We start from the raw sequence: 24336 nt of genomic DNA, 5'->3' as shown, positions 1-24336 counted from the left end.
CTATGCGGCGTGGGCGCGCGGCGCGGCGTCGCTCACCAACTGGCCGTCGCGCATGGTCAGCACGCGCTGGGCGTATTCGGCAATGTCGGGTTCGTGCGTCACCAGCACCACCGTGAGGTTCTGCTCGCGGTTCAGCCGCTGCAAGATGCGCATGATTTCTTCGCTGGTTTTGCTGTCGAGCGCGCCGGTTGGCTCGTCGGCCAGCAGCACGGCCGGGCTGCCAGCCAGGGCGCGGGCTATGGCGACGCGCTGCTGCTGCCCGCCCGAAAGCTCAGTGGGCTTGTGGTGCATGCGCTGGGCCATGCCCACAATCCGCAGCGCCACCTCGGCGCGCTGGCGGCGCTCGCGGGTGCTTACGCCGCGATAGATCAGCGGCATTTCGACCTGGCGCAGCGCGTTCTGGCGCGGCAGCAGCATGTACTGCTGGAACACAAAGCCCAGCTTGCGCGCACGCACAGCCGAAAGCGCATTGCCATTCAGCGTCGCCACTTCTTCGCCGTCGAGCTGGTAGCTGCCGCTGGTGGGCGTGTCGAGGCAGCCGATCATGTTCATCAGGGTGCTTTTGCCGCTGCCCGACGGCCCCATAATCGCGACGAATTCGCCCTGGTTAATGGTGAACGAGACGCCCTGGAGCGCATTCACCGTCACGTCGCCCATCTGGTAGGTTTTGTGCATATCGGAAATGGTGATCATTGGTGTTGGCATTGTTTTCTCGAGTATTATGTCTATTTATCGAAATTACATCGATTGCTTGATATAGTATGCAGAGGTGCGATACAGAGCATCACGCCGTGCTTTTTTTGCCTGCAGCAGCAAGGAATATCCGATCAAGTTGTGTATATTTTCCGCGCTGCGCGCGGAAAATATACACAAAGGGTGAGTGCTGTGCCGGGGCTAAGCATACCTGCAACCATCGCTCGCTTCGAGCTGGCGCTTTCGCTGCGTTCGCCCTGCGATCTGTGTTCACAGGCTTTTGCCAGCGCAGTTTCACATGCGGTTGTAGGGCAGTGACAAGCTTCGTTGCGCATCGCGCTCCTCAATCCCCAGCCCCTAACCCCTGCGCTGAAAGCGCATTTAGCCGCCGCCGAACAGGCCGCGCCGCTGCGGGGTTGTGGTGCCTGGCACCGTCACAACTTTATCGCCGGCTTTCAAGCCGCTGGTGATCTCGGTGTTGGTGCCGTCGGTCAGGCCGGTCTGCACGTCGACTTCGCTGGTTTTGCCGTCGGCGCCGAGCACCTGCACGGCGTGGCCCGCGCCCTTGGGCAGCAGCGCGCTATTCGGCACCAGCAGCACGCCATCCTTTTTGGCGGTCGTGATCGTCAGGTTGGCGGTCATGCCGACCTTCACGCGGTCGTCGCTGTCGGGGAAGCTCACGCGCACGGCGTAGGTTACGACGCCATTGCTGCTCTGGGCGGCGGGTGCGATATAGCTGACCGTGCCCTGCTCTTTCCAGTCCTTCAGCGCGTCGATCGTCAGGTCGACTTTCTGGCCCAGCGAGACTTTGGCGACATCATTTTCACTGAGCTTCAGGTCGACATGGAGCGTGCTGCGGTCGATCAGGCTCAAGGCCGCGCTGGCGGCCGAGGCGCTGCTGCCGGGCACGATATTCACGGTCGTGATCACGCCGGCAAAGGGCGCCTTGAGCGTGGCATCGTCGAGCTTGAGCTGGGCCTGCTTGAGGCTTTGCTCGGCCTGCGCCACCGACGACTGCTGAATATTCACGTCCGACTCGGTGCCGGGCGCGGTGAGCTTGGCGAGGTTGGCCTGCGCCTGCGCCAGGGCGGCGCGCGCCTGGTCGACGCTGGCCTGCCGCTGGGCGATATCGTTCTTGCCGGGGTTTTGCAGCGCGGCGAGCTGGGCCTGAGCGTCGGCCAGCTTGGTTTCGGCCTGCTGAATGGTGATCGGCTCGGCCTGGCGCGCGTTGTCGTAGCTGACCTGCGCCTGCTGCACGGCCGTTTCGGCGCTGTGCATCGCCGCTTCGGCCTGCACAAATGCGTCGTAGTACTGCTGGCGCTGGGCGTCGTTCAGGCGGTTCGCCACGGCCTTGCCCTGCGCGTTTGTGCGCGTTGGCGTGATCGGGTCGTTGCCGGTGTCCTGCACATACTGCCAGTTTTGCAGCGCGGTGGAATATTTCGACTGCGCCTGCGTCAGCGCCTCGGTGGCTCGCTGCAAATCCTGCTCGGCTTTGGTTTTGCTGGCCGAGGCACTGTCGCGCTGCGATTGCAGATCAAGCTCGGCCTGGCGCGCGGATGCCTGCGCGCTGCTGATTTTGTCGGCGCTGGGGTTCTTCAGCGCGTCGAGCTGGGCCTGGGCCGATTTAAGCTGCGCCTGCGCGCTGGCGACTGCCACCTGCTGCGCGTTGACCTCGGCCGGCTGAACATCGCCCTGCTGCGTCTGCCCAAGCTTGAGGTTCGCGCTGTCGAGGGCGGCCTGCGCGCTGGCGACTTGCAGCGCAAGATCGCGGGTATCGAGCTGGGCCAATGGCTGCCCGGCTGTGACGCTGTCGCCTTCTTTTACCATTACCTGAGTCACCGTGCCGCTGGTTTGAAAGGCCAGATCGAGCGATTGCGCCGCCGCGATCGAGCCGCTGCCGGTGACGTTTGCGATCACGGTGCCGCTGCTCACGGGCGTGGTGGCGACAGGCGCGGGCGCGCTGCTGCCCCGGCTATTGATATACAGCGCGGCAATAATGCCCAGGAGAATAAGAGCGATGCCGCCGCCAAGCCAAACCCGGCGGCTGATGCCCTGCCCGCGCTGAAGGGTTGCGGTTGCCATGAAGGTTGTTCCTTTCGTGGTTGCGAATTGTTTCACTGGCGCCAAGTCTAGCAGCGGCGGGCGCGCAGCACATCAGGTGGGCAGGTGATCGCGGGTGGGCGCTTCCGGTGAGGCGCGCTCATTCGTTTGGGTGATCGCGTACCTGCCAGAATAGCAGTGTGAGGCGCGCAGACGCTGTGCTACAATAGCGCCATGAACGACTTGCCCGCAGACACCGCCGACGCCCTGGCCGACGAAACTACGCGCCGCAGCCAGCTCTTTCTGCGCACCCTGCCGATCTTCGCCATCCCACTAGTAGTCAGCGCAATCACCTTTCTGCTGCTGCGGCTGAGCAGCCAGACGCCAATTCTGCCGATTCAGAACGATCATCCGCCGCCCGGCCCGCTGGTGCCGGTGGTGATTATGGTGGTGTTTTTCAGCTCACTGATCATTCTGGCGCGGCTGAAACGCCCAACGATCTCGGCGCTGCTGCTGATTGGCGTGTGGACGCTGGTGACCATGCTGGGCGCGCTGCGCAGCGGCATTTCGTCCTACACGCCCGCACTGCTGATCATCCCGATCTGCGCGGCGGGCCTGCTGATCGACGCGGTGGCGAGCGTGAGTCTGGCCGCGCTGGCGACGATCCTTGTCGGTACGCTGGCCTGGCTGGAAACGAATGGCGTGGCGGTGCCACGCGAGCCGCCACTGCTGGCCAGCAACCAGAACTACGAGGCGCTGGGCTTCTGGATCGCGATCTTTGCAACCGTGGCCGCGCTGACCTCGGTGCTGGCGGGCGGCCTGCAACGGGCGCTGCGCCAGAGCCGCGCACACGCCCGGGCGCTGGAAGCGCTGAGCAGCCAGCTTGAAGAGCGCGTAGAAACGCAAACCGCGCTGCTGATTGAGCAGGAGCGCGAGGCCGCGACGCTGGAAGAGCGCGCCCGCCTGGCCCGCGAAATCCACGACACGCTGGCGCAGGGCCTCACCGGCATTGTGGTGCAGCTTGGCGCGGCCAAACGCGCCCTCGAGGTTGCCGACGCCCCGCCCGACGCCGACCAGCATATCGACCTGGCGCAGCGCATGGCCCGCGAGGCGCTGGCCGAGGCGCGCCGCTCGGTGTGGAATTTGCGCGCGCCCGCGCTGGCCGGCGCGCAGTCGGGCGCGCTTGCCGATGCGCTGCGTGGCCTGACCGAGCGCCCCGTTCACCCCGAGATCACCACCAGCTTCGAGCAGCGCGGCGCGCCCTGGCAGCTCCCGCCCGGCGACGAGTCGGCGCTGCTGCGGATTGGGCAGGAAGCGCTGATGAATGTTGCCAAGCACTCCGGCGCGACACAGGCGCGCATTCTGCTGGAATATGGCGCGTCGTCGGTGCGGCTGCATGTGTGCGACAATGGCGTGGGCTTTGAGCCAGCGCCGAATTTGCAGGCGGCCACGCCAGGGCCGTGGGGTGGCTTTGGGCTGCAAGGCATGCGCGAGCGGCTTCAGGCGCTGGGCGGCACGCTCGAAATTGCCAGCGACGGCGGCGCGCAGGTGATTGCTACCGTTCCGCGGCGCGAGGGGTAGGGGACGGGGGTTTGGGGTTTGGGGGATAGGGTTTGGGCGAGCAGGCGATAGTGTTGAGTGTTGAGTATTGAGTTAGAACGTTGCGGGTTTACAGGTTGCAAGTTACCGCCGTGGCGTTTTGCGGGTTGAGCAGAAGTTTGCCTTCGCCCGACAATACAACCTGCAACCTGTAACTTTCAAACCTGCAACTCAAAACTCTGCGCTCTCTGTACCTCTCTGGTGCCTAATCTGGTCGTCATTCGTCGTTCGTATTTACGCACAGGAACACACTATGATACGCGTCCTTGTTGTCGATGATCACCCGGTGGTGCGCCACGGCCTGATCGCCATTTTGCGCTATGAAGATGGGATCGAGGTGGTGGGCGACGCTGCCGACGGCGCGAGCGCGGTGCAGCAGATTCTGGCGCAGCGCCCCGACGTCGTGCTGCTCGATCTGCGGCTGCCGGTGTTCAGCGGCATAGAGGTGATGCGGCAAGTGCGTGCGCAGGCCCCACAGGTGCGCTTTCTGGTGCTGACGACCTACGACACCGATGAGTATATTGCCCCGGCGCTCACGGCCGGCGCGCAGGGCTACCTGCTGAAAGACGCCCTGCCCGAAGAGCTGTCGCGGGCGGTGCGGGCGCTGGCCCATGGCGGCGCGGCGCTGGAGCCAGCCGTGGCCGCGCGCCTGCTGGAGCGCATGACCGAGGGCGAGCGCAGCGACGAGCTGTCGAGCCGCGAGCTAGAGGTGCTGCGCTTGCTGGTGGCGGGCGCGAGCAACAAGGCGATTGCGGCGCAGCTCACGCTTTCGGAAAACACGGTGAAATCGCACATCAGCCATATTTTCGGCAAGCTGAACGTGCAAAGCCGCGCCGAAGCCGTGTCGGTGGCGCTGCAGCGCGGGCTGGTGCCGATGGGGCGGGCGTAGCGAACGTGAAGGGGTGAAGGGTGAAGAGGCGAAAAGCTTATACGCTCACTTGCCCAGCTCAGCGCCTCGGAAATCTGTTACTGGTTATGACCAAAGACGAAGGACGAAGTGACCCTGGTCCTTCGCCCTTCGTCTTTTGTCTCAGCAATATCAGGCAAGCGATTGGTGAATAAGGAAGACGTTCAGCATTGTAATGACCAAACCCCATACCCCAACCCCTAACCCCGGCGCTGCGAGCGCCCTATCCAGTATTCTTCAGGCCCGCCGCAATGCCGCTGATGCTCAGCAGAATCGCGTCCTCAAGCGCGGTGTGCTCGGGGCCTTCCGGGTCGGCGCGCAGGCGGCGCAGCATTTCCACCTGCACATAGCTCATCGGGTCGATGTAGGGATTGCGCCGGTCGATTGAGGTGCGCAGCACCGCGCTGCGTTCCAGCAGGTGATCGATCTGCGCGACCTTGCAGATCATTGCGCTGGTGCGGCCATATTCTTCCTGCACCGCGCCAAAAATCTCGTGGGCGATGGCCTGATCAGGCGTCAGCTCGGCATAGCGCGCGGCGATCTGCAAATCGGCCTTGCCCAGGATCATCTGCGCGCTATCGATCATCGAGCGGAAGAACATCCAGTTCTGATACATATCTTGCAGCAATGCCAGTGCCTCGTCGCCATTGTCGCCCTGCACAAAGGTTTCGAGCGCGTGGCCCAGGCCATACCAGCCCGGCAGGGTGTGGCGGCTCTGCATCCAGCTAAACACCCACGGGATGGCGCGCAGATCCTGAATGCGGTCGCTGTTGCGGCGGCTGGCCGGGCGGCTGCCGATGTTCAGGCGGCTGATCTCGGCAATGGGCGTGGCGGTGCGGAAGTAGGGAATGAAGTTCGTGTTCTCGTACACCAGCGTGCGGTAGTGATCGCGCGCAATCGCCGCCAGCTGCTCCAGCGCCTGCTCCCACTCGCCCGGCGCATCGTGCCGCGAGGCGAACTGTGCGCGCAGCACGGCGTTGACCACCTGCTCAAGATGGCGGTGCGCCAGGCGCGGCATGCCATAGCGGTCGGCAATCACTTCGCCCTGCTCGGTGATTTTGATCTGGTTGCCAATGCTGCCGGGCGGCTGCGCCAGAATCGCGCTGTTGGCCGGCCCGCCGCCACGCCCGATCGAGCCGCCGCGGCCGTGGAACAGCCGCAGGCCAACGCCTTCACGCCGCGCCATGTCGCGCAGGGCGCGCTGCGCCTGGTAGAGCGCCCAGTTCGCCGCCACAAAGCCGGCGTCCTTGTTGCTGTCGGAATAGCCGATCATCACTTCCTGGACATTGCCGCGCAGACGCAGGTGCTCGCGGTACACGGGCAGGTGCAGGCAGGACGTCATCACCGCGTCGCAGCCCTCAAGATCCGCGCCGGTCTCGAACAGCGGCACAATATTCAGGCGGCTGATGCCCTGGTCGGGCAGGTACAGGCGCGCTTCCTTGGCGAACAGCAGCACGGCCAGCAGGTCGCTTGCGCCAGTAGTCATGCTGATGATATAGGTATGAATCGACTCGGGGCTGAGCTGCTCAATCAGCGCGGCAACCGTGCGGAAGGTTTGCACGATCTCGGCGGTGGGCGCGCTGTAGGGCAGGCGTGCCGGAACCAGCGGGCGCGGCGTGGCGACTTCGCGGGCCAATAATTCTACGCGCTCGGGTTCGCTCAGCGCCATGTAGTCGTCGCAGACACCGGCCACGCGCAGCACCTCGGCCAGGGCATTATTGTGGCGCTCGCTGTGCTGGCGAATATCGAGCGTGGCGGCGTGCAGGCCAAAGACCTCGGCCTGGCGCACCATGTCATGGAGCGCGCCGTCGGCAATACTCGCGCCGGCATTGCTGCGCAGGCTTTGCTCCATCACCTTCAGGTCGTCGAGCAGCTCGCCGCTGTGGTGGTAGAAGGTGCCAGCCGTCGGCAGCGGGTCGGCGCTGCCCCAGTCGGGCTCGTGCGTGGCGGCGTGGCGCTGCGAGCGCAGCAGCTTTTCGCGAATATAGGTGCATTTCTGGCGATACAGCTCGTGCGGGTTGCGCCGCTCCAGCAGGCGTGCCGTGTCGGGGAACAGCGCGGCGTCGGCCGCCAGCGAGGCGTGGAGTGCCTCGCTTACCGGCACCTGCCGCACCGACTGGCTGAGCCGGCGGCTTAGTTCTTCCACCGCCGCAATCTGCTGCTTGATCGCCCAGCCGCGCAGGTGCCGCACCGCCTCGACCGTGACATCGGGCGTCACAAACGGGTTGCCGTCGCGGTCGCCGCCCATCCACGAGCCAAAGCGCAGGATCGGCGGCACATGCCAGCGGTGGTCGGGGTAGTGCCGCACCAGCGCGCGCTCAAGGTCGCGGTACAGCTCGGGAATAACATTGAACAGCGTGGCCTCGAAATAGTACAGGCCGTTCTTCACCTCGTCGAGCACGGTTGGGCGAATAACGCGCACTTCGTCGCTCTGCCACAGGCCCACCACTTCCTCGCTGATGCGCTGATTCAGATCGTGCAGCTCGTCGGCGCTGGGCTGGGCCAGCCGCCGCTCGACCAGCACCGCCAGGCGGCGCAGCTTCTCAAGTGTGGTGCGGCGGCGCGCTTCGGTTGGGTGGGCGGTGAATACCGGCAGCACCAGGGCGGACTTCAGCCACTGCTGCAGCTCGGCCGGCTCGACGCCATTGCGCTTCAGCTCGGCCACCGCCGCCGCAATCGATTCGGTGCGCGGCGTGTCGGGGTTTTGCTCGGCGCGTTCCTGCAACACCCACAGGCGCTGCAATTGCTCGGAAAGATTCACCAGCGCGAAGTAGGTGCCAAACGACTTCAGGAGATCGCGGGCCTGGCCGACGCTCAGATCCGACACGATTTCCTGCAGCGCGGCACTTGATTCTTCGGGCTGCTCGGCGGCGCGCATGGCTTTGGTGAGCTTGCGCACGCGCTCTTCCAGGGCATAGGCGGCATCGCCGGCTTGTTCGCGGATGACCTGGCCGAGGGCATCGCCCAGCAGGCGGATCGTGGCCGAAAGGCGTTCGCCATTCGTCAGCGGAGGGGCAGACATGCAGTTTCCTTGTTCAACGTAGCAACACAACTTCCGAGCGCGCGGCACACTAGCCGCCCGGCCGAGCCGGCTCGTCGAACACGCCGTTGTGGTGACGGGGGTGCGCGCATTATAGGCGCGCGGCGGGTCGTCGTCAACCCGCCGCAAACGGGCTTATAAGGTAATGTCAAAATTGGAATGAGGAACGACATTTGTCCACAGATTACACAGATAGGAGGCGTATAATCTGCGTAATCTGCGGAATCTGTGGATAAATTTCGGGCTTTGATATAACCCCGTAAGGGCTTATGAATAACTATTCGGGCGCTTTGGCGGCGCGTTTGCGGCCAATCCGCGCCACGCCACCCACCAGCTTGCGCACGCCAACAGTCACACCCACCAGCGCGGCAACAATTGCGCCAAGCAGACCCACCGCCACGCCCGCGCCCGAGGCCACCGCCACCGTTTTGATCGACGCCGGGCTGGGCGCGCTTGACGGCGCTGGCTGTGTGGCTGGCGCTTTCGCGTGCGGTTCTGACGCGGGGTCGGGCAGGGTTTCGCCTTCTTCGGCGGCGCGCGCCTCGGCCACTTCGCGCGTCAGGTTCGGCTTCTCGGCGCGGCTGCCGCGATGGCGCGAGTAGGCTTCGGTGAACTCGGCGCCCAGGAACAGGATCTGGCTGCTGAAATAGATCCACACCATCAGCACCAGCACCGTGCCCACCGCGCCATAGGCGCTGTAGCTCTGCGCCGAGCGGCCGATATACCAGGCCAGAATATATTTCGCCAGCTCCCAGATCACTGCTGTGAGCGCCGCGCCAAGCCAGACATCGCGCCAGTGCACCACGGTGTCGGGAAGGTACTTGAACAAGAGCGCAAACACCAGCGTGTTCAGCAGCAGCGACAGCAGAATACCCAGCGCGACGCCCGCCACGCTGCCCACCACCGGCAGGTCGCTGAAGCCTTGCAGCAGCGCCTGCGAAATGCCAGTCAGCGCCATCGACACCAGCAGCAGAAACCCCACTGCCAGCACCATGCCGAACGAGAACAGGCGCGTGCGCACGGTTTTGAGAACCGTCTGCACAATGCTCGACGGCCCAACCGGCTTGGGCACTTTCCAAATTTTGTTGAAGCTCATGTCGAGCTGCTGAAACACGCCCGACGCGCCCATCAACAGCGTGATCAGGCCGATGATCGTCGCGCCGCCGGCCTCAGATTTCACGCCTGTGAGAATGCCCGACAGCGTTTCGCTGAGCTGCGGCGAGAAATTGCGGCTCACCGCACCCAGAATCTGCTGCTGTACGTCGATCGCCTGATCCCAGTATTGCAGCACAAAGCCCAGCGCGGCCACCAGCAAGAGCAGAAGCGGAAAAAGCGAAAACATGGCATAATACGCCAGCGCTGCCCCCAACTGCCCAGCTTCGTCTTCCTGAAATTCGCTGAAGGCTTCCTTCACAACCGGCACAACATCGGTTTTTAGGTTCACGGCGCGCTCCACACGTAGAACAATCGGCGGCGCTATCATAGCATCATTATGCGTCGTAGCTGGCAAGAAGCATACCTTTGTACCATGGAACGGGTTGCAATTCTGGCTCGGCGGCTGCTACAGTAAGGCTGCTACATAACTGGCGCGCACCCACAGGCCAGCGCCAACGCACAGGAGTCTTTCATGCCAACACCAAGCTCCGACTCCGGCACCGAGAATTTTGACGAGCGCAACGCCACCGAAGGCGTGGGCGACAAGACTGCCGAAAAAGCGCCGGGCAAAGCGCGCGACGCCGCAACCACATCCGCCAGCGGCGAGCAGGCCGGCACCAGCCGCCAGGATGCGCAGCGCCAGCAGGCCGGCGACCAGGCCGAGCTTGGCCAGGCGTTTGCGCTTGGTGGCGGCAGCGCCCCGGTCGAATGGGAAGCGGGCGGCGGCGACGGCAGCCCGCAGCGCAGCCTGCTGCTGATCGCGCTCGACGGCGCGACGCCCGAGCTGGCGCTGGGCGCGTGGCGCAGCGATCTGCGCGCCATTCGCCTGCTTGCCGAACAAGGTCTTTCGGCGCGCATCAGCACTACGGTGCCCTGCGCCAGCACGCCCGCCTGGGCCAGCCTGTTCACCGGCTTCGACCCGGGGCAGCTTGGCGTGTATGCCGCAGCGCAGCGCCCCAACCACAGCTATGCGCCGCCCCTTCCGCTTGGCAGCCATGCCCTGCACATGCCGCGCCTGTGGGATACGCTTGGCCAGGCCGGCCAGCTCGTTGGCGTGGTTGGCGCGCCGCTCACCAGCCCGGCCCCGGCGGTGCGCGGCCACCTGGTTGGCGATGAAAATGGCGCAGGCGCGATTGTGGCCTCACCACCCGCCTTTGCCCAGCAGGTCGCGCAGTGGCTGGCCGACGAGCCGGCCGCCGATCCCGCGCCCGGCAGCGCGCTGGAAATCGCCATCGGCCAGATCTACGCCCGCACTGAGCAGCGCTTCCAGCTTGCGCACCGCATGCTGGCTCGCTCCAGCTACAACTGTTTTGTGCTGTTCGACGATGGGATCGCCCAGATTCAGCGTCTGCTCTGGCACACGCTCGACGTGACGCACCTGCACTACCAGCCCACCCACCCGCTTGCCGATGTGATCAGCGCGTTCTACCGTTTTGTAGACGACCAGATCAGCGAATTGCTGGAGCTGATCAGCAGCGAAACGGTGGTGGCGGTTGTTTCGGCTGCGGGCGCGCAGGCGCTGGATGGCGAGCTGGCGCTGAACGACTGGCTCGTTGCCGAGGGCTACCTGCACCTGCACAGCGCGCCTGCGCAGCCCACGCCCCTGGCCGAGTGCGACGTCGATTGGGCAAACACGCGCGCCTGGGCTGGCGAGCATGGCATGATCTACCTGAACCTGGCCGGCCGCGAGCCCGAAGGCACGGTCGCGCCCGACGACGCCGACGCGCTGATTCAGCAGATCGCCGCCGAGCTTCACGCGCTCGTTCCGCCCGCAGGCATCGCCAGTGAAGGCCCGGTGTTCACCAGCCAGCGCCCCGCAAGCATCTACGCTGCCACACAGGGCGTTGGTGCCGACCTGCTGGTGGCAGCCGCGCAGCCCGGCTGGCGCACCAACCCGCTCGTGGGCCACGCGCGCCCGTGGCTCAGCGCCCGCGCCGACGCGCTCGACGCCGCATATGAATCGCCACACGGCCTGTTCGCCCTGTTCGACCCGCGCAACCCGGCTGGCGGGATCGAGCTGAGCGGCGTCAGCATCTATGATATTGCGCCAACGCTGCTAAACCTCTTTGGCATTGCGCCTGCCCGCATGCGCGGCCACGCCCTGGCGTAAGCAAAAGATTACAGCACTATCTCATGTCGTTTGGAAAGCCCCAAACCGCAGCCAAAACGCTTGCGCTCCACGCCCGCGCGTGATAGTCTGAGGCACGAGCAACAGCAATGCGCTCTAGCATCGTGACGACGCTCGCCTCTGTCACGCCAGGCCGCCTGACACGCCCCAAGTCACACGAGCTACACTCTGGCCCAGCCGCCTGTATTTCGCAGGCGGCGTCGAATCGTGATTTGCGGAGGGGTCATGCCCGCACAACTGACATTCACACCATTGTCCGAGGCCGATCTGTCCGAACTGTTCCAGGACGACCCCGATGGGCTGCGGCGCTACCGCCTGCTCCATGCGGTGCTTGTCGACAGCCGAACCCAGCGCGATGCGGCGGCGGCTTTTGCCGTTTCCGAGCGCACGATTCGCAACATTCTTCGCGCCTATACGCAGGGCGGCGGCCTGGAAGCCCTGCGCTCGCGGCCATCGAGCAGCCGCCGCCGCCGCGACCGCCGCCCGCCAGCCATCGAGCGCGCGCTGGCCGCCGCTCTGGCCGAAGATGCCGACGCCGGCGGCGACCGGCTGTGGCGTCGCGCCCAGGAGCTGCTTGGCCCGGCCGAAGGCGCGCGCCTGAGCCGCCGCACCGCCTACCGCATCCTGGCGCAACTGCGCACCGAGCGCGACGACGACCCGCCCGACAGCCTGCGCGCCGCCGTCAAAAGCGCGCTGCCGCTGCTGCCCGAAGACCCGCCGCTCACGCTTGGCAACAGCCCGCTTGCCCAGCGCCTGCTGCCCGCCGAGCTGGAAAATCAGCCGCGTGGTTTGTTGCTTCAGCAAGCGCTGCGCGAAGCGCTCGACCAGCTGCGCCCGGCCGGCACGATCTCCACCATCGACCGCAACTGGTGGCCCTACCTGATCTGCACCGGCGAGTACGAAACCGGGCAAAGCCGCGCCGAACTGCAAAACGACCTTGCGCTCAGCGCCAGCACCTACAGCCGCGCCAAGCGCCAGGGCCTCGACCGCATTACCGCGCTGCTGCCGCAGATCGCCGAGCGCATGATCCAGTCGCCCGCGATGCTGGCCAGCCAGCAATTGCCGCGCACACCCGATTTCGTTGGGCGGCGCGACGAGCAGGCCTACTATGCGTGGCGCTTGCAGACCGAAGGTTTGGCGCATATCTGGGGGCTGCCCGGCAGCGGCAAAACTGTGCTGGCCGCCGAGCTGGCCGCCGAAGGCCGGCGCTACGGCCAGCTCGTGCTCTGGCACACCTGCCGCGCCGGCCGCGACTCAACCCTGCTTGGCATGATCCGCGGCATGGCCCAGGCGCTGGCCAGCGCCGGCGACGACACGCTGTGGCGCGAAATTCGCCAGGCCCCGCTGGATGAGCAAACGCCCGCGCCGCTGCTCGAACTGCTGCGCGACCGCTTGCTCGCCCGCCCCGCCGTGATCGTGCTCGACGACATCCACCGCGCCGACCCGGGCGAAACCGGCGCGCTGCTCGACGCGCTGGCCGATCTGGTGGCGCGCCGCTCCAGCCGCCTGCTGCTGGTCGGGCGCGACCCGCTGGAAAGCGCGGCCTTCCCGCCGCTGGCCGGCCTGACCGAAAGCGAAGCCGAGCTGCTGTGGGCCGGAGCGCCCGCGCTGCCTTCCGAGCAGTGGCGCCAGTTCTACGCTGCCACTGGCGGCCTGCCCGAACCGATCCGCCGCACTGTCGCGGCCTACCGCCACAACGGCGAGCTGGCCCGCCCAACCGACTGGCGCGCGCAGGTGGCCGACTGGGCGCAGGAAACTATCTGGGATCGGCTCGCGCCCGACGCGCAGCGCCTGCTGGCTGCCGCCCACGCGCTGGAAAGCGCGAGCTGGGGCGAACAGGCCGCGCAGGTCTGCCAGCGTCTGGGCATCAAAAACGCCACGCTCAACGACCTGCGCCGCCGCGAGTTGCTGCATATTGCTGGGCCGAGCGCAACGATTTATGGCGCACTGCATAGCCTGGCCGCAGCTTATTTGCGCCAGAATGCCGAGCTGCGCGAGCGGGTTGGCGCGCTGGCCGCCGAGCTGAGCGAGGCACCCGCGCCCGAGCCCGCCGCCCCCGCCCCAGCGATGAGCCGCCCCGAGCCGCCGCCAGCCGAAATGGAACTGCTGGCGCGCATCCATAGCGTGCTGGAACACAGCGCCGAATACCTGCTTGAGCACAGTGCCGACGAAGCGCGCACCCTCGCCGCCGAGCTGGCCGCCCTGCAGGCCGAACTGCCCAAGCCCGGAGGGCCGCGCCGCCCTTTCGTTCGCGCGAGCGTGGGGGCACTGGCGAGCTAGAAGAAGACGACGCTTCTTCATAGGCGCATCCCCACTGCTCGCGTATGCAGCGAACCACGCCGGCGCTGAGACGACCGACGAACGACGCATGACGAACGACGACCGACAAATGACGAATGACGGCCGACCGCTGGCGATGGGCGCGGTGGTCGGTTGTCCGTAGTCCGTGGTCATTCGGCAACCAGAATCGTATTTCCGCAAGGCTGTACTATAGCCAAGAGCAAAAGAATTGAACCACAGAGCGCACAGTGGCCACTGAGGATGATAGTCAGAAACTCGGAGTCCTCGGTGTTCTCTGTGGCCCAATATTTCTGCACATCGCTATAGCTTGGCCGTATTCCTGCACTCTGCCGTGAAAAATTGACAAAGGCCCCACTTCGGCATACGATAATGCCGCTGTGCCCCGTTTAATCTCAGAGAGGCCGATTCTTTCGCAGATGGGAGCTTGGCTGTGTCTGAGATGAGCTACCTTGATTTCGATATTGAGATCGACCGCGCCGCCAGCGGCTACCGCATCGAGGTCAACTCACCGGCCGGCCAGTCGTCGGGCCTCTTCCAGCCGCCCTTTTCCGACCTTGAGCTCGAAAATTTCCTGCTGAAGCTGGGCCAAAGTCGGCGCACCATGCGCCGCATCGACACGCCCGAAACCGAGGCCGCCAAAGCCTTTGGCGCGCGCCTGTTCGATGCCGTGTTTGTCGGCGATGTGCGCGCCTGCCTGCGCAGCAGCCTCGACGAAGCCAGCCGCCAGGGCAAAGGGCTGCGCATTCGCCTGCGCCTCACCGACGCGCCCGAGCTGGCCGACCTGCCGTGGGAATACCTGTATCACTCGGCCCTCAATCGCTTTCTGGCGCTCTCGGTCAACACGCCGATTGTGCGCTACCTCGAACTGCCCGAGCGCATCACCCCGCTGGCAATCGAGCCGCCGCTGCGCGTGCTTGCGCTGATCGCCAGTCCGCGCGACATGCCCGCGCTCAACACCGAGCGCGAGTGGCAGCGCCTGAACGAAGCGCTGGGCGGCCTGATCGAGCGCGGGCTGGTGACGCTGGAGCGCGTCGAGCAGCCGTCGCTGCTGGGTTTGCAGCAGCGCCTGCGCCGCAGCCGCTACCATATTCTGCACTTCATCGGGCACGGCGGCTTCGACACGCGCAGCCAGGATGGCGAGCTGCTGCTGGAAGACCCTGACGGCTCTGGCTACCGCATCAGCGGGCAGGATCTGGGTATGCTGCTCCATGACCACCGTTCGCTGCGGCTGGTGGTATTAAACGCCTGCGAAGGCGCGCGCGCCTCGCGCACTGACCCGTTTGCCGGCGCGGCGCAATCGCTGGTGCAGCAAGGGCTGCCCGCCGTGATCGCCATGCAGTTCGAGGTTTCGGATGAGGCGGCGATTGCGCTGGCACGCGATTTCTATGGCGCGCTGGCCGATGGCTACCCGGTCGACGCGGCGCTGAGCGAGGCGCGCAAAACGCTGTTCGCTTCTGGCAGTGGCGTGGAATGGGGCACGCCAGTGCTGTACCTGCGCGCGCCCGACGGCAGGATTTTCAGCGTGCTTGGGCCGCCCGCCCCACCCGCCACAACCAGCACCACGCGCCGCACGCTCCTGCCCGAGCCGCCACCCCCGCCCGCCAGCGACGAGCGCGTGCTCGACGCGGCGCTGCCCGAGCAGGTGGTGGTGAACCAGGCGATCGAGCTGGTGACGCAAATTCGCCGCGCCGACGCGCCAGGTTTGCGCGCGCTGCTGGGCCAGCCGGGCGCAGATTTCGAGGCCCGCCCCGACGACGTGCGCTCAAGCACCTTCACTGCCGATTTCCCGCGCAATGCGCTCGGCCAGCCCCAGCCGCTCGACCTGCTGCTGGCAATTGAAAGCACTGATTTCAGCACCACAACGCCGCGCCAGCATATTCGCCTGAGCCCAAACGCCGACAGCGAGCCGGTGGTGTTTCTGCTCACTCCGCTGCACGCTGGCGAATTGCGCCTGCTCATCCGCGTCTACCTGGCCGATAATGTCCTGCTCGCTTCGGGCTTCCTGAAGATCAGCGGCATCTCGCAGCTGGCCGAAGGCTTGCGCCCGCTCAAGCGCCTCCTGAGCCTGTCGCTTGGCACATTCGGCATTGGCACCGAGCATATGGGCGCAATTGGCCTGCCCGTTACTGCCGGCGATTCAGGCCAGGGCGAGCCAAAATCCGCCGATGAGGCGCGCCCGCGCCCAACCAAACCAATCGATCAGGGCAAAGAAGCCAAGCCAACCCTGAATGACGCCGATCCCGAGCCGGCGGAAACGCACGCCAGCAACGCCGTGCGCCCGCCCGGCCGCATGCCCTGGCTCAGCTGGGCTGCGCCTTTAATCACGGTGCTGGTGATCGCGCTCGTTGCCGGCGCGGTTTATCAGCGCGTCAGTGTTTCGAGCAATCCCTCGCCAACGGCCGAGCCGGTGGCAACATCGCTTCCCGCCCAGGCGACGGAGGCACCCGCAACTGCTGAACCTTCGGCCATGCCCGCGCCAACGGCTGTGCCCGCGCCAACGGCTGCGCCGCAAGCCACGTTTGCGCCCGAACCCACCAATATTCCCGAGCCGACTGTTGCCCCAACAGCCGCGCAGCAGCCAACCGCCGGTCTCACGCCCGCCAACTTCGCGGGCTGGCACGAATTGCGCAAAATCGAAACCAGCGCGGTGGTGAATGGCGTGGCCTTCTCAGCCGATGGCGAAACGCTGGCCGCCGCCCGCGCCGACCGCCTGCTGCTGCTGTGGCGCGTTGCCGATGGCACCGTCATTGCGCGGCTCAACACCAACCTGCCGCAAGGCGGGCGCATCACCGCCGTGGCCTATTCGCCTGACGGCATACTGCTGGCAGCCGCTCGCAGCGATGGCGCGATTGTGCTGTGGAACGCAGCCACCCGCCAGCAGGAGCGGCTGCTTGTGGCGCGCGATTCACGCGACCCGATCCAGAGCATTGCGTTTTCACACGATGGCACGCTGCTCGCCAGCGGCAGCGACGACACGCGCATTCGCCTGTGGCGCATTGCCGACGGCACGCTGATTCGCACGTTCGAAGGCCACAGCGCGTCGGTGTGGGGGCTGGCCTTCGCGCCCAACGATCAGACACTCGCATCAGGCGCAAATGAGTCGCGCCCGAGCAGCGCCGACACTAAAGTTTTCCTTTGGAATGTTGCCGACGGCACGATTGCGCGCACCTTTGAAGGGCACACTGCCGGGGTGATGAGCGTGGCCTTCTCGCCCGACGGCACGCGGCTTGCCGCCGGTTCGTGGGATGAAACTGTGCTGGTCTGGAATGTCGCTGACGGCGCGCTGCTGCACCGCCTGGAAGGCCACCCGCGCGGCGCGAGCAGCGTGGTCTTTTCGAATGACGGGCGCGTGATCGCCACCGCTGCCGGCGATGGCAACGCCCGCCTGTGGGATGCCGCCAGCGGCCGGCTGCTGCGCGCGCTCGAAGGGCACACCAGCTGGGCCAGCAGCGTGGCGTTTTCACCTTCGGGCGCGCTGCTTGCTTCTGGCTCCGCCGACGAAACGATCCGTATATGGGGAAACTGAATGACCAACCTTGAAACCTTCAAGCAGCAGGCCGCCGAGGCCGCATTAGCCCTGGTGCAGAGCGGCATGGTGCTGGGCCTGGGCACCGGCTCGACCGCGCGCTATGTGCTCACTGGCCTGGGCGCGCGCCTGCGCGATGGCCGCCTGCGCGATATCGTCGGCGTGGCAACTTCGGAAGCGACCAACACGCTGGCCGGCCAGCTTGGCATCCCAATGGCCACGCTCGAAACGCACCCGCAGCTCGATCTGGCGCTCGACGGCGCGGACGAGATCGACCCTGAGCTAAACCTGATCAAAGGGCTGGGCGGCGCACTGCTGCGCGAAAAAATTGTCGAAAGCTCAGCCGCCCGCCTGATCATCGTGGCCGACGAAACCAAGCCAGTGGCGCAGCTTGGCACGCGCGCGCCGCTTCCCGTCGAGGTCGTGCGTTTCGCGCTGCCGGTGGTTGCGCCGCGCCTGGCCCTGCTGGGCTGCACGCCCACCCTGCGCCGCGCCGCCGATGGCCAGCCCTTTCTCACCGACGAGCACAACTACATTCTCGATTGCGCATTCCACGGCATCCCCGACGCGCGCGCCCTGAACGTCGCCATCCACGCCATCGCTGGCGTGGTCGAGCATGGCCTGTTTATTGGCATGGCCACGCAGGCGTTTGTGGCTGGCGCCGAAGGGGTTTCAACCATGGTTCGCCCGCAAGCAAGCGACGACGCTCGCTGAAGTGTAAAGGATTTTTGCAATGTCACTCGATTTCAACACCCTGCTGGAGCGCTACGCCGACCTGGCCGTGCGCGTGGGCCTGAACCTCCAGCCCGGCCAGCGCATGCTTGTGCGCGCGCCAATCGACGCCGCGCCGCTGGTGCGTCTGGTCATCGACCGCGCCTACCAGGATGGCGCGCGTTTCGTGCAGGTGATCTGGCGCGACGACCAGAACGCCGTTTCGCGGCTGCGCCACGCCCCGCGCGACTCCTTCACCGAGTTCCCAACATGGCAGGCCAAAGCCATGGAAGAGTATGCGCGCGAAGGCGCGGCGATGCTCGCCATCCTCAGCCCCGACCCCGACCTGTACACCGGGCTGGATTCCGAGGCGGTGGCGACCATGCAGCGCACCGAGCGCCAGCAGTACCAGCCCTACCTGGAGCACGTTGTGCGCAGCACGATGAACTGGCTGGGCATTGCCGTGCCAAATGCCGCCTGGGCCGCCAAGGTCTTCCCCGACCTGCCTGCCGAGCAGCAGATGCCCGAACTCTGGAACACACTGTTCCGGCTGTGCCGCCTCGACCAGCCCGACCCGGTGGCAGCCTGGGAAACGCACATTGCGCAGCTTGCGCAGCGCAGCGATTACCTGAACGCCAGGCAGTACGCTGCGCTGCACTACACCGCGCCCGGCACCGACCTGACGATTGGCCTGCCGCGTGGGCACGTCTGGAAAAGCGCGCGCGACACCAGCGCGGCCGGCATCGACTTCACGCCCAACCTGCCCACCGAAGAAGTGTTTACCCTGCCGCACCGCGCGCAGGTGAATGGCACCGTCGCCTCGACCAAGCCGCTGAACCTGAACGGCGCGCTGGTGGATGGCTTCAGCCTGCGCTTTGTGGACGGGCGCGCAGTTGAAGCGCACGCCAGCACCGGCGGCGAGCATCTCACCCGCCTGATCGACACCGACGAAGGCGCACGCTTTCTTGGCGAAGTGGCGCTGGTGCCGCACAACTCGCCAATCGCGCAGTCGGGCCTCTTGTTCTACAACACGCTGTTCGACGAAAACGCTTCGTGCCATATCGCGCTGGGCCGCGCCTACCAGTTTAACCTCAAGGGCGGCGAGAAAATGAGCGAGGCCGAGTTCCAGGCGGCTGGCGGCAATGTCAGCATTGTCCACACCGACTTTATGATCGGCTCGGAGGCGATGGACATCGACGGCATCACCGCCGACGGCCAGCGCGAGCCAGTGATGCGCGCCGGCAACTGGGCGTTTGACGTGGCATGATTTGACGACCGACGAGTGACGAAGGACGAAGGACGAAGGAACACGGCAGCAGTCGGCAGGGTGCAGTCGGCAGTCGGCAGTCGGCAGGTTGCAATCGGCGGTTAGCAGTAACGTTCAATCTTCGAACCTGCAACTTCTCCCAAACCTCCGTGTCTCCGTGCCTCCGTGGTGAGGTTTCTCGTCCGTCGTCCCGAAAAGCAGAAAGGTGCCCGCCATGACCAGCGCCCCCGCCACCCGCGCCGTCGTGTTCGACGCCTACGGCACGCTGTTCGACGTGGCAGCGGTGCGCCATGCCTGCGCGGGCGTGGCCGCCGAGCCCGAGCGCTTTGTGGCGCTGTGGCGCGCTAAACAGCTCGAATACGCCTTTCTGCGCTCGCTGATGGGGCGCTACGCCGACTTCGCGCAGGTGACGGCCGAGGCGCTGGAGTATGCTGCCGCCGCAACCGCCACCACACTCAGCACTGCCCAGCACGACACGCTGATCGACGCCTGGTTCGCGGTCGCGCCCTTTCCCGACACGGTGCCCGCACTCGCGGCGCTGCAAGCGCGCGGCGTGCAGCTCGCCATCCTCTCGAACGGCACGCCGGCTATGCTCGAACGCCTGGTTGCGGCGACGGGTCTGGCCGGCGTGTTCAGCCACCTGCTCAGCGTCGACAGCGTGCGCCGCTACAAGCCCGACCCGGCGGTGTACGCGCTGATCGAGCCAGCGCTGGGCGTGGCGCGCGAGCAGGTGGTGTTTGTTTCCTCGAATGGCTGGGACGCAGCCGGGGCGCGGGCGTTCGGTTTACGGGTCTGCTGGATCAACCGCGCCGGCGGCCCGCCCGAGCAGCTCGGCCACCCGCCCACCCACACGCTCAGGAGCCTTGGCGAGCTGCCAGCGCTGATCTAAACCTGTGGTATGCTGAGTGCCGCCCGGCCCACCTGTTGCCTGCCGGGCCGACGCAGAAAGTACACCCGTGCCCGCCACTCGCCCGCTTTCGCCCGCCGCGCGCGGCTCGCTCTACTACTTCGCCTACTGGGGCGCCGTCTCCGTCTATGTTCCCTTTATCAACGTCCATTTCCGCCAGCTCGGCCTGAGCGGCACGGAAATCGGCCTGCTCAACGCGATCATGCCGCTGGTGACGCTGACGCTCGGGCCGGCGCTCGCTGCCCTGGGCGACCGGCGCGGCATTCGTGTGCGCATCCTGGCGCTGGCGCTGGCGGTGATGGCGCTGGCGCTGTTCCTGCTCACCTTTCCACGCAGTTTCGTCGCGCTTGCCCCCCTTATGATCATGCTTGCGCTGGGGCGCAGCCCGGTCGGGCCAATTGGCGACAGCCTGGTGGCGCGCATGGCTGTGCGCCATCGCGTCGATTTTGGCGCGATGCGCCTGTGGGGCTCGCTCGGCTTTGCGCTGATCGCAATTGGCATTGGCGCGCTGTGGCAGCGGATCGGCTACGTTTGGATGTTCCCGTTAGGCGCGGCGCTGCTGGTGCCGGTGGTGCTGGCCGCCAGCCGGCTCGAAGAAGGGCCGGTGATCGAGCGCGGCGCACGCAAGCCTTTCCGCGATGTCACACGCGACCGCGGCCTGATGGTCATTCTCGCGGCGACCTTCCTGATTGGCGGCTCGCTCGGCATGGATGGCGCATTCCAGGGCATTTATGTCAACTATATTGGCGGCGGCGGCTTTCTGGTCGGCGCGCTGTTTGGCGTGTCGGCGTTTAGCGAGCTGCCCGCCATGCGCTTCGCCACGGCGCTGGCGCGGCGGCTTGGCCCGGCTGGCACGCTGCTGCTGGCCTACGGCCTGCTGGAAGTGAACTACATCGGCTTTGCGCTGGCCGCCACGCCGCTGGTGCTGGTGCCGCTGACGATGCTGAAAGGCGTGGGCTTCGGATTATATTTCGCGAACACCGTGCGCCTGATCGACGAGCGCACGCCGCCGGAATGGGCCTCGACTATCCAGGCCGTGATGAACGCGGGCGCGGCTGGCCTTGCGCCGCTGGTGGCCAGCTTGCTCGGCGGCGCGCTGATCGATCTGTTCGGGCCACGCGCGATCTACCAGACCTGCATTGTTGTAGTGGGGGTCGCCATGCTTGTGCTTGGTGGCGCGGCGGCACTGGGCGTGTTTCGTGCCACGCCGCTGCAATCGGGAGAAACGCGATGATCCTGGCCGATATTGTGCCCTGGGGCCGCTCGCTCGATGAATACCGGCTGATGTTCGCGCTTTCGGAAGACGACCTGCGCGGGCGCATGCTGGGCTGCGGCGACGGCCCGGCCAGCTTCAACTGCGAGCTGACGGCGCGTGGCGGCACGGTCGTCTCCGTCGACCCGCTCTACGCCTTTGCCGCCGCCGCCATCGCCCAGCGCGTGCACGAAACCTACGACACAATTGTTGGGCAGGTGCGCCAGAACGCGCAGCGCTACGCCTGGGAGTATTTCGCCGACCCCGACGCGCTGGGGCGGGCACGCCTCGCCGCAATGGAGCGTTTTCTGGCCGATTACGCTGCCGGCCGCGCTGGCGGGCGCTACCGCACAGGGTCGCTGCCACAGCTCGACTTCGCTGACGGCGCGTTCGATCTGGCACTGTGCTCGCACCTACTGTTTCTGTACTCCGAGCAGCTTTCGCTGGAATTCCACATCGCCGCGCTGGCCGAACTGCTGCGCGTCGCGCAAGAAGTGCGCGTGTTCCCGCTGCTCGGGCTCGATTGCCGGGTGTCACCGCACCTCGCGCCGGCCAGTGCCGCGCTGGCAGCGCGCGGCTTCGTGGTGGAGCAGGTGGTGGTGCCATATGAGTTCCAGCGCGGCGGCGACCACATGCTGCGCCTGCGCCGCCCGAACGACGCAATGCAGTTGTAAGGCTTGTAAAGCTTTACGAACAATGGGAACAAACGCCGGCGGGCGAGCGTCTCACCGGGGAGCAATTGTGAAGACGCACGGCGGCGCCGCGCCGCCAGAGGAGATCATTCCATGCCAGCGCACAACCATAGCGAAGCAACACATGACAGCCCGGCCGAGCAGCGCGTAACGATCGCCATCCACGTTGCCGACGAGCACAGCCTGCCCGGCAGCAGCACCATCGACCGAATTGTCGCGTCGTTCTTCGACCAGCTCGATACGACCACCGTCGAGCTGCGCGTGATTGCCGACCAGACGAATGCGGGATAAAAGGCAGTTGGCAGTTGGCAGTCGGCAGTCGGCAGTCGGCAGTTGGCAGTCGGCAGTGTGCTGTGCCGTACTCATCTGCGCAATCGCGGTAGGCAATCGGCAGTAGCCTGTATCTGCGTAATCTGCGCAATCTGCGGATAAATGTTACCCCGCGCTAAGGGCGCGCGCCTGCCGCACCGTTTCGAAATGAATGTCGACCGTGTCGGCGACATTGCGCGCATAGCCGCCCGCCATCGTAATTGCTACGGGCAGGCCCGCGCCACGGCAATACTCCAGCACCATGCGGTCGCGCGCCGCCAACCCGGCCTTGCTCAGCTTCAGCCGGCCCAGCTTATCGTCCTCAAACGGGTCCGAGCCCGCCAGGTAGATCGCCAGGTCGGCCTGCGACTCTTCGAGCGCCTGGCACAGGCCCGCATCCAGCGCATGCAGGTATTCCGCATCGCCCGCGCCATCCTCCAGCGCCACATCGAGATCACTTGTTTCCTTATGAAACGGGAAATTCTTCGCGCCGTGGATTGAAAAGGTGTACACCGTTGGGTCGCCCGCCAGAATAGCAGCGGTGCCATTACCCTGGTGCACATCGCAGTCGATAATCACCACCCGTCGCGCCAGACCCTCGGCCTGCATCGCCCGCGCCGCCACCGCGCTATCGTTAAACACGCAGTAGCCCTCGCCGTGGTCGGCATAGGCGTGGTGCGTGCCGCCGGCCAGGTTCACCGCAAAGCCATCGCGCAGCGCAGCGCGGCAGGCCGCCATGGTCGCGCCCGACGAGCGGCGCGAGCGCTCGGTCATTTCGGGCGACCACGGGAAGCCAATACGGCGCACTTCCTGCGGGGTGAGCGCGCCAGCCTGCACGCGCGCGATATAGTCGGCAGTGTGCGCGCGCGCAAGCTCGGCGTCGCTGGCGGCCTCGGGAATAGCGAGGTCGGCGGGCGAAACCAGCCCAGCGGAGGTTACGCGTTCGCGCAGCAAGGCATATTTCTGCATTGGAAAGCGGTGACCGGGTGGGAGAGGCAGCACAAAGGTATCGGAGTAGAAGATCTTCATGAACGAGCAATCTAGCGGGCGGCGCGCTTTTCCAGGTGTACAAATGCATCCACGCTGTCGCCGTAAATACGCTGCGCGTTGATATGATACTCGGCGTTGTGGGTGCGCGCCGCCCGCTGCAGCATGGCCTCGAGCTGCGGGCGCGGCAGGTAGGTAATCGCGCCGACCTGGCTGGTTTCCTGGTAATTTCCCTGCGAGCCGTCAACTTCGGTGATCAGGTTGAAAACCACATAGCGCCGCGACACGCGCAGCATTTTGTTGATGCAGGCCTCGACATAGCTTTCGTAGCCCAGCACGCGCGACACCATCACGCCCATGCTCACCACGAGATCGTAACGCTCGTGTGGCGCAAAGCGGCGGGTGACGAAATTGGCGCACTCGAAGCGCAAAGGCGGGGCGTAGCGTTCGCGGCAGCGTTCCACAAAGGCTGGCACCAGATCCAGCCCCAGGTAGCCCGACGGCGCAATCTCGCGCGCGGCCAGAAACTCCAGCAGATCGCCCATGCCACAGCCAATATCGAGCACCGCCGGGCTTTCCAAAGCCACAATCCGATGAAAAAGATGCTGATAGAACGCATTATCTTTGTCTTCGGCGCGCTCGGCAAGCGCCTGCGGGGCATAGCCATGGGTTTGCAGCAGATCGCTGTAGTAGCGGGTGACGCGCCGGCCACTATAGGCCCACGCCGGGGTCAGCAATGCAAAGCGGGCAGCATCCAGGCCGCGCCGCAGCAGCGAAGGGTGCGCAGGTTCGGCGGTTCGTGGGGCCATGCGAATTCGCATC

17 protein-coding genes are annotated in these 24336 nt (G+C 65.8%); 11 read left to right on the top strand and 6 right to left on the bottom strand.

Annotated features, from left to right (window positions below; all coding sequences use genetic code 11):
• Positions 1–705 (bottom strand): ABC transporter ATP-binding protein, encoded by a 705-nt coding sequence (locus M1P90_RS01515; protein ID WP_483700885.1) that lies wholly within the window; start codon positions 703–705, stop codon positions 1–3.
• A gap of 369 nt (positions 706–1074) precedes the next feature.
• Entirely contained in the window at positions 1075–2775 is a 1701-nt protein-coding gene (locus M1P90_RS01510) for an efflux RND transporter periplasmic adaptor subunit (protein ID WP_483700884.1), read from the bottom strand.
• A 192-nt stretch (positions 2776–2967) separates the two neighbouring features.
• Here M1P90_RS01510 and M1P90_RS01505 point away from each other — a divergent pair, with 192 nt between their 5' ends.
• Complete coding sequence (locus tag M1P90_RS01505) at positions 2968–4314, top strand: sensor histidine kinase (protein ID WP_483700883.1); 1347 nt, start codon at positions 2968–2970, stop codon at positions 4312–4314.
• Between the two features lie 271 nt (positions 4315–4585).
• On the top strand, positions 4586–5221 hold the full coding sequence (locus M1P90_RS01500) for a response regulator (protein ID WP_483700882.1): 636 nt from the start codon (positions 4586–4588) through the stop codon (positions 5219–5221).
• Between the two features lie 241 nt (positions 5222–5462).
• Here M1P90_RS01500 and ppc read toward each other — a convergent pair whose 3' ends face one another.
• Together ppc and M1P90_RS01490 are read right to left on the bottom strand one after the other, a co-directional pair.
• The gene (gene ppc / locus M1P90_RS01495; RefSeq protein ID WP_483700881.1) at positions 5463–8261 is read right to left on the bottom strand and encodes a phosphoenolpyruvate carboxylase; all 2799 of its coding nucleotides are present in this window, start codon (positions 8259–8261) and stop codon (positions 5463–5465) included.
• A gap of 295 nt (positions 8262–8556) precedes the next feature.
• Positions 8557–9723, bottom strand: coding sequence for a YihY/virulence factor BrkB family protein (locus M1P90_RS01490; protein ID WP_483700880.1), 1167 nt, complete (start codon positions 9721–9723; stop codon positions 8557–8559).
• A 183-nt stretch (positions 9724–9906) separates the two neighbouring features.
• Between M1P90_RS01490 and M1P90_RS01485 the strand changes: the two genes are divergently transcribed.
• The 9 genes from M1P90_RS01485 to M1P90_RS01445 all read left to right on the top strand — a co-directional run bounded on the left by M1P90_RS01485 (position 9907) and on the right by M1P90_RS01445 (position 22509).
• On the top strand, positions 9907–11544 hold the full coding sequence (locus M1P90_RS01485) for an alkaline phosphatase family protein (protein ID WP_483700879.1): 1638 nt from the start codon (positions 9907–9909) through the stop codon (positions 11542–11544).
• A 243-nt stretch (positions 11545–11787) separates the two neighbouring features.
• Entirely contained in the window at positions 11788–13842 is a 2055-nt protein-coding gene (locus M1P90_RS01480; protein WP_483700878.1) for an AAA family ATPase, read from the top strand.
• 460 nt (positions 13843–14302) lie between these two features.
• Positions 14303–17389 carry a CHAT domain-containing protein gene (locus tag M1P90_RS01475; protein ID WP_483704733.1) on the top strand — a complete coding sequence of 1029 codons (3087 nt, stop codon included), beginning with the start codon at positions 14303–14305 and terminating at the stop codon, positions 17387–17389.
• Positions 17390–18103 (top strand): ribose 5-phosphate isomerase A, encoded by a 714-nt coding sequence (gene rpiA / locus M1P90_RS01470; RefSeq protein ID WP_483700877.1) that lies wholly within the window; start codon positions 17390–17392, stop codon positions 18101–18103. It abuts the gene before it with no gap.
• 19 nt (positions 18104–18122) lie between these two features.
• Positions 18123–19367, top strand: a complete 1245-nt coding sequence (locus M1P90_RS01465) for an aminopeptidase (protein WP_483700876.1) — start codon at positions 18123–18125, stop codon at positions 19365–19367.
• Positions 19368–19581: 214 nt separating this feature from the next.
• Positions 19582–20256 (top strand): haloacid dehalogenase type II, encoded by a 675-nt coding sequence (locus M1P90_RS01460; protein WP_483700875.1) that lies wholly within the window; start codon positions 19582–19584, stop codon positions 20254–20256.
• 67 nt (positions 20257–20323) lie between these two features.
• Positions 20324–21508, top strand: a complete 1185-nt coding sequence (locus M1P90_RS01455) for an MFS transporter (protein ID WP_483700874.1) — start codon at positions 20324–20326, stop codon at positions 21506–21508.
• Complete coding sequence (locus M1P90_RS01450) at positions 21505–22200, top strand: class I SAM-dependent methyltransferase (RefSeq protein WP_483700873.1); 696 nt, start codon at positions 21505–21507, stop codon at positions 22198–22200. The genes M1P90_RS01455 and M1P90_RS01450 overlap by 4 nt, the downstream gene beginning before the upstream one ends.
• 111 nt (positions 22201–22311) lie before the next feature.
• Positions 22312–22509 (top strand): hypothetical protein, encoded by a 198-nt coding sequence (locus tag M1P90_RS01445; RefSeq protein WP_483700872.1) that lies wholly within the window; start codon positions 22312–22314, stop codon positions 22507–22509.
• 144 nt (positions 22510–22653) lie between these two features.
• Here M1P90_RS01445 and M1P90_RS01440 read toward each other — a convergent pair whose 3' ends face one another.
• Together M1P90_RS01440 and M1P90_RS01435 are read right to left on the bottom strand one after the other, a co-directional pair.
• On the bottom strand, positions 22654–23556 hold the full coding sequence (locus M1P90_RS01440; RefSeq protein ID WP_483700871.1) for a histone deacetylase family protein: 903 nt from the start codon (positions 23554–23556) through the stop codon (positions 22654–22656).
• 11 nt (positions 23557–23567) lie between these two features.
• On the bottom strand, positions 23568–24323 hold the full coding sequence (locus M1P90_RS01435; protein WP_483700870.1) for a class I SAM-dependent methyltransferase: 756 nt from the start codon (positions 24321–24323) through the stop codon (positions 23568–23570).
• Positions 24324–24336: the final 13 nt, after the last annotated feature.

It is taken from the genome of Kouleothrix sp. 19917 (assembly GCF_057073505.1).
This window is presented reverse-complemented; position numbering and strand designations above follow the sequence as displayed.

Coding starts and splice junctions, on each gene's coding strand:
- M1P90_RS01480 (WP_483700878.1), top strand. CDS start 11,788: ATGCCCGCACAACTGACATTCACACCATTGTCCGAGGCCGATCTGTCC.
- M1P90_RS01505 (WP_483700883.1), top strand. CDS start 2,968: ATGAACGACTTGCCCGCAGACACCGCCGACGCCCTGGCCGACGAAACT.
- M1P90_RS01440 (WP_483700871.1), bottom strand. CDS start 23,556: ATGAAGATCTTCTACTCCGATACCTTTGTGCTGCCTCTCCCACCCGGT.
- M1P90_RS01435 (WP_483700870.1), bottom strand. CDS start 24,323: ATGGCCCCACGAACCGCCGAACCTGCGCACCCTTCGCTGCTGCGGCGC.
- M1P90_RS01515 (WP_483700885.1), bottom strand. CDS start 705: ATGCCAACACCAATGATCACCATTTCCGATATGCACAAAACCTACCAG.
- M1P90_RS01445 (WP_483700872.1), top strand. CDS start 22,312: ATGCCAGCGCACAACCATAGCGAAGCAACACATGACAGCCCGGCCGAG.
- M1P90_RS01510 (WP_483700884.1), bottom strand. CDS start 2,775: ATGGCAACCGCAACCCTTCAGCGCGGGCAGGGCATCAGCCGCCGGGTT.
- M1P90_RS01465 (WP_483700876.1), top strand. CDS start 18,123: ATGTCACTCGATTTCAACACCCTGCTGGAGCGCTACGCCGACCTGGCC.
- M1P90_RS01475 (WP_483704733.1), top strand. CDS start 14,303: ATGAGCTACCTTGATTTCGATATTGAGATCGACCGCGCCGCCAGCGGC.
- M1P90_RS01450 (WP_483700873.1), top strand. CDS start 21,505: ATGATCCTGGCCGATATTGTGCCCTGGGGCCGCTCGCTCGATGAATAC.
- M1P90_RS01485 (WP_483700879.1), top strand. CDS start 9,907: ATGCCAACACCAAGCTCCGACTCCGGCACCGAGAATTTTGACGAGCGC.
- M1P90_RS01500 (WP_483700882.1), top strand. CDS start 4,586: ATGATACGCGTCCTTGTTGTCGATGATCACCCGGTGGTGCGCCACGGC.
- M1P90_RS01460 (WP_483700875.1), top strand. CDS start 19,582: ATGACCAGCGCCCCCGCCACCCGCGCCGTCGTGTTCGACGCCTACGGC.
- rpiA (WP_483700877.1), top strand. CDS start 17,390: ATGACCAACCTTGAAACCTTCAAGCAGCAGGCCGCCGAGGCCGCATTA.
- ppc (WP_483700881.1), bottom strand. CDS start 8,261: ATGTCTGCCCCTCCGCTGACGAATGGCGAACGCCTTTCGGCCACGATC.